Annotated in this window: 8 protein-coding genes; 5 read left to right on the plus strand and 3 right to left on the minus strand. The window is 44.2% G+C overall.

The features are described 5' to 3' along the window. Positions 1-231: 231 nt before the first annotated feature. The 3 genes from BCT81_RS25805 to BCT81_RS25815 all read left to right on the plus strand — a co-directional run bounded on the left by BCT81_RS25805 (position 232) and on the right by BCT81_RS25815 (position 4,043). Entirely contained in the window at positions 232-2,124 is a 1,893-nt protein-coding gene (locus BCT81_RS25805; RefSeq protein ID WP_102426310.1) for a PTS mannitol transporter subunit IICBA, read from the plus strand. A 183-nt stretch (positions 2,125-2,307) separates the two neighbouring features. Beyond that, positions 2,308-3,456 carry a mannitol-1-phosphate 5-dehydrogenase gene (locus BCT81_RS25810; RefSeq protein ID WP_102426311.1) on the plus strand — a complete coding sequence of 383 codons (1,149 nt, stop codon included), beginning with the start codon at positions 2,308-2,310 and terminating at the stop codon, positions 3,454-3,456. 50 nt (positions 3,457-3,506) lie between these two features. Beyond that, a complete protein-coding gene (locus tag BCT81_RS25815) occupies positions 3,507-4,043 on the plus strand; it encodes an MltR family transcriptional regulator (RefSeq protein ID WP_193777311.1) in 537 nt (178 codons plus the stop codon). Positions 4,044-4,329: 286 nt separating this feature from the next. Here the strand turns inward: BCT81_RS25815 and nagB are convergent, their stop codons facing one another. Beyond that, positions 4,330-5,130, minus strand: coding sequence for a glucosamine-6-phosphate deaminase (gene nagB, locus BCT81_RS25820; RefSeq protein WP_063524791.1), 801 nt, complete (start codon positions 5,128-5,130; stop codon positions 4,330-4,332). Between the two features lie 535 nt (positions 5,131-5,665). Beyond that, positions 5,666-6,019, minus strand: a complete 354-nt coding sequence (locus BCT81_RS25825; RefSeq protein WP_008216779.1) for a DUF413 domain-containing protein — start codon at positions 6,017-6,019, stop codon at positions 5,666-5,668. Positions 6,020-6,173: 154 nt separating this feature from the next. Between BCT81_RS25825 and BCT81_RS25830 the strand changes: the two genes are divergently transcribed. Continuing rightward, a complete protein-coding gene (locus tag BCT81_RS25830) occupies positions 6,174-7,064 on the plus strand; it encodes a LysR family transcriptional regulator (RefSeq protein ID WP_008216778.1) in 891 nt (296 codons plus the stop codon). 196 nt (positions 7,065-7,260) lie between these two features. On the opposite strand, the gene BCT81_RS25835 is transcribed toward BCT81_RS25830, so the two are convergent. After that, positions 7,261-7,464: a hypothetical protein gene (locus tag BCT81_RS25835; protein ID WP_008216777.1), complete on the minus strand. Its 204-nt coding sequence runs from the start codon at positions 7,462-7,464 to the stop codon at positions 7,261-7,263. 238 nt (positions 7,465-7,702) lie between these two features. Between BCT81_RS25835 and BCT81_RS25840 the strand changes: the two genes are divergently transcribed. Beyond that, positions 7,703-8,836, plus strand: a 1,134-nt coding sequence (locus BCT81_RS25840) for an AlkA N-terminal domain-containing protein (protein WP_102426312.1), incomplete at its 3' end; no start/stop codon positions are given.

The following is an 8,836-nucleotide window of genomic DNA, read 5'->3' on the forward strand; positions in this document are numbered from 1 at the left end:
GGGTTGTGTGTAAATGAGATTTATTATCGCTAATTTTGCTTTGTAATTTTAATTCATGGCGCTTTTGTGATCTAAATCGTTCTCGGTAACCCCTAAGTGTTTTTTGTGTGTGACCATAATCACTAAAATTGGCTTGAGGTGCATTTTGGAAATGTTGTGATACATTTCAATCAACTTTTGAGCACACATTTTCGGTCATTTGACCAACCAATACACTACGGGGTTCTACCTATGCTATCACCAGAAGCGAAGATCAAGGTTCAAAACTTTGGTCGTTTCTTATCCAATATGGTAATGCCAAACATCGGCGCATTTATTGCGTGGGGTTTCATTACAGCACTATTCATCCCAACTGGTTGGTGGCCTAACGAAACGTTAGCATCAATGGTTGGTCCTATGATCACTTACTTGCTGCCATTATTGATTGGTTACACTGGTGGTAAGATGGTTGGTGGTGACCGCGGTGCGGTAGTAGGTGCCATCACAACAATGGGTGTTATCGTTGGTACTGACATCCCGATGTTCATGGGTGCAATGATTGTGGGTCCACTAGGCGGTATCGCAATCAAGAAATTCGATGAAGCTATTCACGGTAAAGTGAAGAGTGGTTTCGAAATGCTAGTGAACAACTTCTCTGCTGGTATCATCGGCATGATCTGCGCGATCATCGCGTTCATCGTGATTGGTCCTGCTGTGAAAGTTCTGTCTTCTGGTTTAGCGGCTGGCGTTAACGTGATGGTTGAAGCGGGTGCACTACCTCTTGCTTCTATCTTTGTAGAACCGGCGAAAATTCTATTCCTGAACAACGCAATCAACCATGGTATTTTCTCTCCACTAGGCATTCAGCAGTCTGAAGAGATCGGCCGTTCTATCTTCTTCCTAATTGAAGCGAACCCAGGTCCTGGTCTAGGTCTACTACTTGCTTACATGGTATTTGGTAAAGGCAGCGCGAAGCAATCTGCTGCGGGTGCATCTATCATCCACTTCCTAGGTGGTATCCACGAAATTTACTTCCCATACGTTCTAATGAACCCACGCCTAATCCTAGCGGTAATCGCAGGTGGTATGGCTGGTGTATTCACTAACGTAATGTTCAGCTCTGGCCTAATTTCTCCAGCATCTCCTGGTTCTATCTTCGCGATTCTGTTGATGACACCAAAAGGCTCTTACATCGGCGTGATTCTATCGGTTATCGCAGCAACGGCAGTATCGTTTGTTGTCGCGTCAATCCTTCTTAAAACATCAGCGCAAGATGATGAGGAAGATTCACTAGAGAAAGCATCAGCACAAATGAAAGACATGAAAGCGTCTTCTAAAGGTGCAGCAACGGGTGCAGACATCAACCTAGCTGACGTGAAAGCAGTATACGTAGCGTGTGATGCGGGTATGGGTTCAAGTGCAATGGGTGCAGGTCTACTTCGTAAGAAAGTAGATGCAGCGGGCCTAAATATCACGGTAACTAACTACGCAATCAACAACTTACCAGCTGATTCACAAATTGTTATTACACATAAAGATTTAACAGACCGTGCACGTAAAACCATTCCTGGTGCAATGCACATGTCTCTGAACAACTTCTTAGATGGCGCAGTATACGACAACCTAGTAGCAGAACTTGTTGAAGCACAAAGTGGTGAAGCGAAAGTAGAAGCACCGGCTCCTGCAGCAGCACCAGCTCAAGAAGGCAACAAGCTTGCACTGACTAATGACAGCATTTTCCTTGGCCTTAAAGCGACTCAGAAAGAAGACGCTATCAAGTTTGCTGGCGACCAACTAGTGAAGCTTGGCAATGTATCACCAGAATACGTAGATGGCATGTTTGCTCGTGAAGAGCTTGTATCTACTTACCTAGGCGAGTCTATCGCAGTACCACACGGCACAATCGAAGCGAAACAATATGTACAAAAAACCGGCATCGTATTCTGTCAGTACCCTGAAGGTATTCAGTGGGGCGAAGATGAAGACGATATCGCGAAGATGGTTATCGGTATTGCCGCACAAGGCGATGAGCACAACATGGTGCTGATGGCTATTACCAATTCACTTGATGATGAAGACGCTGTGGAATGCCTACAGAACACAACAAACCCTGCTGATGTTCTACGCATTCTCAACGGAAACTAAAAAGCTCTAGTCAAGCTCCTAAGTGAAGGAGGCCGGTATCCCCCTACTGGCCTCATTTTCGGTCTTAATCTGTCTTAACCAGATTCAGTCTGAATAGCTTACTGCTTAATGTCTCTAGTTAATCATCAGGCATGTGGTTGAGCAGTTAGCTATCTAGATTCAAATATTTATAAGGTCAAAATTATGAAAGCGTTACATTTTGGTGCAGGTAATATCGGTCGTGGTTTCATTGGTAAGCTTCTTGCTGACGCTGGTATGAAGGTTACTTTTGCTGACGTAAATGAAACGGTTGTGAATGCGTTAATTGAACGCCAAGAATACCCAGTGAAGATTGTGGGTGAAGAGTGCGTTGTTGAGATCGTTAAGAACGTGACAGCAGTAAACTCGGCAACAAGCGCAGTGGTCGATTGCATTGCTGAGTCTGACATTGTGACCACAGCGGTTGGTCCAACGGTTCTTAAGATTATCTCTAAGTCTATTGCTCAAGGTATTGAAAAGCGTGCAGCAGCAAACAACACTGCACCAATGAATATCATCGCAGCAGAGAACATGGTTCGTGGTACTAGCCAGCTTAAAGCTGCGGTTTTAGAGCACCTTTCTGATGACATGAAAGCGTTCACTGAAGCGCATATTGGCTTTGTTGATTCAGCGGTTGACCGTATCGTACCGCCAGCTGAAGCAGGCGAAACAGACCCACTAGCAGTAACGGTTGAAACGTTCAGCGAGTGGATCGTAGACCAAACACAATTTAAAGGTGAGATTCCAAACATCCCAGGTATGGAGTGCACTGACAACCTAATGGCCTTCGTTGAGCGTAAATTGTTCACGCTTAATACTGGTCACTTGGTTACCGCTTACCTTGGCGTGCTAGCGGGTCACGAAACAATCAAAGATGCGATTGAAGACCAAGCGATTTATGCTGAAGTAAAAGCAACCATGGAAGAGAGCGGTGAAGTTCTTATTAAGCGCTACGGCTTTGATCCAGAAGCACACGCGGCTTACATCCTAAAAATTCTAGGTCGTTTTGCTAACCCATTCTTGCGTGATGAAGTGGACCGTGTTGGCCGCCAGCCAATTCGCAAGCTGAGCCCACAGGATCGTCTGGTTAAGCCTCTAAACGGTACATTAGAGTATGGTCTACCGAATACGCACCTTGTAAAAGCAATCGCTGCTGCGTTCCATTACAAGAATGAAGATGACCCTCAAGCGGTTGAACTTCAGGCAATGTTTGCAGAAAAAGGTTTTGCTGAGACATTAGCGCACTATTCTGAGCTGAATATCGACTCAGAAGTTGTTAAACTAGCGGAACAAGCTTACCTAGCATTGAAATGATAAATCATCAAAGTGCCACACCTGTGGCACTTTCTTATTGCCGAGCCGTTATGCCAATACATCCTAGTCATGAAACAGAATTACTCGAGGCCTTATCTGAAGCTGAGAGTGCTAGCGCCTGCTTGATGGCGGCTTATGATGCATTGGATGATACGGTGGATGCGGTTTTAAAAAACATCTTCAAGAAAGACGACACGGCGATTAAATTCGTTGTCGAGCCTCTACTCAACAGCGGCGGGCCTTTAGGCGAGATAATGGTTCGCGGCAAATTGCTCTTGGGTTTGGGTGTTATCAGTAAAGAGCTTTATGACGATTTAGAGGTTTTCGTAACCTTGAAAGAGTGGGCGAAATTACAAGGCGACGACACCAGTTTTACCGAGGTTGATGTTATCTTTGAGCTCAATAAGGTGCACGCGATTCAGCGTATTATGCCTATCGAATACGATGCAGAGATGGTTGAAACCATGTCTGGCCCGATGCTTCAAATGTTCTTAGGGCGACACCATCAGAAAGTGAAGTCGACCATTGTTTTGGCTATCACAGACATTATTAACACCTTATGTCGCGACAACGCCTTGAGTTCTTAGATTTCGTTATTGGGCGCTTTCTTAGCGACACAACAACTCGCGACAACTTGTTTTACCCATTCTAGAATAGATATTGATTGCGGTTTCTGTTATTGAGGAATCGCTTTTTTGTATTCACTCCAACCAACACTTCTTTTGATTTGCGCATGACTTATATGGGAAATGATTCTCTAGATTGTCGTCCGTTCTGACAGCCTAAACTAATAAGCAACTCAGCATATCGACCGCAAATTTCAGGTACAAAAAAAGCCACATGATGTGGCTTTTTGTTCAACAAAACCTGAGATTATAGGTCTTGGATATTTTCAGCTTCTAGCTCTTGGAAGTAGCGTAGAGTCTTAACTTTTAGCTCTTGTTGAGCTGGCTCATCAGCAACGATGATAGCTTTACGGTGCATTTGTAGTGCTGTAACAGTCCACATGTGGTTTACAGAACCTTCGATAGCAACTTGTAGAGCTTGTGCTTTGTTGTGACCCATAGTCAGGATCATTACTTCTTCAGCGTCTAGTAGAGTCGCAACACCGATAGTTAGTGCGTATTTTGGCACTTGGTTGATGTCGTTGTCGAAGAAGCGAGAGTTCGCGATGCGAGTCTCTTCAGTTAGCGTCTTGATACGAGTACGAGAAGCTAGAGAAGAGCCTGGTTCGTTGAATGCGATGTGACCGTCGATGCCGATACCGCCCATGAACAGGTTGATTTTGCCGTAAGAACGGATTTTTTCTTCGTAAGCTGCGCAGTGAGCGTCGATGTCTTCTGCTTTGCCGTCTAGTAGGTTGATGTTCTCTTCTTGAATATCAACGTGGTTGAAGAAGTTTGTGTACATGAAAGTACGGTAAGACTCAGGGTGGTTAGGATCGATACCTACGTACTCATCCATGTTGAATGTAACAACGTTTTTAAAGCTAACTTCACCTGCATTGTATAGTGCGATTAACTCTTTGTAAGTCGTAAGTGGTGTGCCACCAGTTGGTAGACCAAGAACGAATGGACGATCAGCTGTTGGGTTGAATGCTTTGATCGCTTCAACGATGTGACGTGCTGCCCATTTACCTACTTGTGCCGCGTTGTTTAAAGGAATAAGTCTCATTTTTGTAGCCCCTAAGATAAGTAATTTATAGTGTGCTGAAACATTAATTCGCATTATAAAATAAGTGATCTGTTTCTGCCATTGTTTTAGGTCAAGTTTTTACTTTTTTCGTCGTATCTGTGACTCGAACTCGCAAAATTGCACACTTATTGTATGGATATTTGGTGGCGTTAAACAAGATTAATACGCTTGTCATATACCGCAATCTTGATTCAATTCAGGCTCTGAAACAGTCGGTCTATTGGCGAGCTTTGTGAGTATAGGTGAGCCTAGAAAAATAATGATGGCAACGTGACACTATCGTGATAAAAGGAAGATTCAGATGGTGAACGATAAACTGGGTTGGGTTAGAAACTCACTCGATTGAGTAATATGAGCGTTTTTTCACGCTATCGTTATGAATTATCTATAAATATTGGTAAAACTGACTAGGTTAGCTAAACTTACCAATTACGGAGAAAAGGCGAGTTTGAAGTGTAAACCTTGAAGGTAAAAAAAAGCTCAAAGTGATGAGGTATCACTTTGAGCGATTTGACTAATCTTCTAACACTAACTCACTGTCGTATTCTTCCCTAGGCACTTCGCCGCGTTTGCAGCCGTTTAGGGTATGAAAGCGACGGCGTCCACGAGCCAGTTGAATGTACTTCAACCAAACACGCTCTAACTTGGACTTTGCCTTGTGAGGGTGAGACAACACTTTAATGAAGTGCTTTTCTTCTGCATTAGTTGGCGTAAGCTCGCCAGTCTCAAGTGCAAGCATAGTGTCACCAAACAAGGTTAGGATTTCCTCTTCTGAAAGAGTAAAATCACCCGACTTAGCGAACCCTCGTGGGAATTTAATGGTGTCATAAAAACGTTTTTTTCCGTGACGGAATTCGGTCTCAGACATATCAGCCTCAGTAATGTGGTTAGATAGAAATTAGTGTTTATTGCTCACGCGAAAATATTGTTAAAAGGCTAAAATAGGAAACAAAACGTTTTTGCCTTTACGATAAACAATCCTAGATCCGCTTGTTAGCAGATTTATTACAGAGATGTATTTGATGGATGTGAAAGTCTTTAGAACCTTTCTTGAGGTTGCAAGGGTGCGCCACTTTGGGCGTGCTGCTGAAAACTTGTATTTAACACAAGCGGCGGTGAGTGCGCGAATCAAACAGCTGGAAGGCTATTTTGATACTCAGTTGTTCATTCGAGACCGCAATAACATCAAGCTCACTTCTTCCGGTGAGCGTTTGATTGGTTACGCTGAGGTGATGGTTTCAACCTTACAGCAGGCCAAGTTTGAGCTGTCATTAGAGAGCGGAAAAGCCTTGCAGTTAACACTGGGTGGCACGCCGAATATTTGGGATGCGTATTTGCAAAACTGTTTGAGCGTCGTGACCGATTCTTTTGGTGGTTACGGCTTTATGGCAGAGGTGATGGGGCGTGAGCAACTGAACCGAAACTTGCTAGAACGTACCTTAGATATGGCTTTCGCTTTTGACCAGATCAAAGCAGAAGAGCTGAACTGTAAAAAAGTCGCTGACTTAGTACTCGTTTTGGTGTCGACACAGCCTGATGATCTGGAATCGGTGTTCCAACATAAATACGTTTATGTCGATTGGGGAACGCGTTTTGGTTCAGAGCACGCAGAGCGTCATCCAAAAGTACCAGCACCGTACTTACGCACTTCTACCGCTCGTATTGCCCTTGATTTCATTTTAGAGAAAGGCGGTAGTGCTTATTTACCTGTTTCTCTTGTTGAACCGTTTATCGAGTCGGGTCAGTTGCATAAGGTGAAAGGGGTGGAAGATTGGTATCGCCCGATTTATCTGAGCTACCGTAAAAACAGCACCTCGGTCGATGCGATCATGCAGGTCGAGAAGTTGGTTAATGAGATTGACCCATCGACGGCATACACACTGCAACAAGCAGCTGAGCAAGCGCCAGAATAAAGTTACGATCTGCCACCAACTTATAGTGTTGATGAGATAAAAAATGGCTCCCAGTTGGGGAGCCATTTTTTTGTTTAAACCAGATATATTCATATTGCCCAATTTAGAAAAAGCTCTAAGTCGGAAAACTGTTTAAGCCTGGTACGCGTAACCCTATTTCTATCGCGTGAGAACACGTAGAGATTTATCAGGACACTTATAGGTTCATTAGGTTTTCAATAGACTCTTCAAGAGAGTGTGACATGTACGAATGGATGGTGTGTCCGTCCGTTGCGTCTATCTCAATTTTAGTAATCCCATGATCCGCTTTTTCTTCAAGAAAGCCGAGTGATTGCTCGACTGATTGACTGGTGAGAACCTGTTGGTTTGATAAAACAATACGACACGTGTGAAGAACCATAGCCTTTTCCTTTTTATATTCGATAGGTCTCTGCATCTTTGGCGTGCTAAGTACCTATCGTTTGACGTTGTGAGAAGATTGACTTCTCTTGATTAAATTTAGTCGAATTGGATAAAAATAAAACCCTTTTTTGTGATTTATCTAACCTTCAGTTCCGAAAGTGGCTAGCGACAGTGGTTATTCACGGTAAACTTTTTGTTATCGGAGCCAAAATTATGGCCAAAGGGAAGAATAGAGTATGTCGAAAAAAATCCATCACAACAGTACGTTAACTAATGAGCAGTGCCACTTAGCTCGCTATGCGCGAGACGCGCGTTTTGATGGTATGTTCTTCACTGCGGTAAAAACGACGGGGATTTTCTGTCGCCCTATCTGCCCCGCAACACCACCGAAAGAAGAGAACGTCGAATATTTTTCTCATCAGGCTCAGGCATTAAAAGCAGGCTACCGACCTTGCTTACGCTGTCGACCAGACAGTGCTCCTTTCTCACCAGCATGGAAAGGGGTTGAAACCACTTTTCTTAGAGCGATGCAGCTGATCGATAACGGCGCATTGAGTTCAGGCTCAATCACCGATCTTGCAGCACGTTTAGGGATATCCGATCGGTATTTGCGAACCCTATTCGATACTTACATTGGCGTGTCGCCCAAGCAATATAGCCTGTACAGCCAGTTGATGTTTGCCAAGCAGTTACTGCATACCAGCAGTATGAGCATCACAGATGTCGGCTTTGCGAGTGGGTTTAATAGTACGCGTCGTTTCAATGATGCCTTTCAAAAGGAGCTGAAGCTTTCACCCAGTCAGATTCGACGAGCCAAACCTGATGACAGCCTGAGTAATCACGTCCAACTGACTTTTCATGGTCCATTAGATTGGAGTCATTTGCTGGATTTTTATCGACGAAGAATGATTGAGGGAATAGAAGAGGTCGGCGAGGACTATTACCAACGTACGGTGAAGGTGAATGGCTCGAAGGGCTGGTTCAAGGCGACCTTAGTCAAAGATAATAGCTTGGATATTGAGTTTGAGTTGGATGATATCAATCAGCTGCGAAGTTTGATTGCCCATATTCGACGTATGTTCGACCTTGATGTCGACATCGCTAAAGTTGAAGCCTTTTTTGCGACGATAGATCCTAACTTAGTCGCCAGAAGTGGCATTCGTATCCCAGGGGTGTGGAGTGCTTGGGAGGCCGGAGTTAGGGCGATCCTCGGTCAGCAAGTTTCGGTCACTGCGGCGATTGGTCAGCTGAACCTGTTGGTTAGAGAGCTTTCTGGTGCAGACGAGGAAACTTACTTTCCGACTCCAAAGCAAATAGCTGAGGCGGATGTAACTTTCTTAAGAATGCCGGGAAGCCGAAAGGAAACCCTA

It is taken from the genome of Vibrio sp. 10N.261.52.A1 (assembly GCF_002876325.1).
In the GTDB taxonomy this organism is placed as follows: domain Bacteria; phylum Pseudomonadota; class Gammaproteobacteria; order Enterobacterales; family Vibrionaceae; genus Vibrio; species Vibrio chagasii.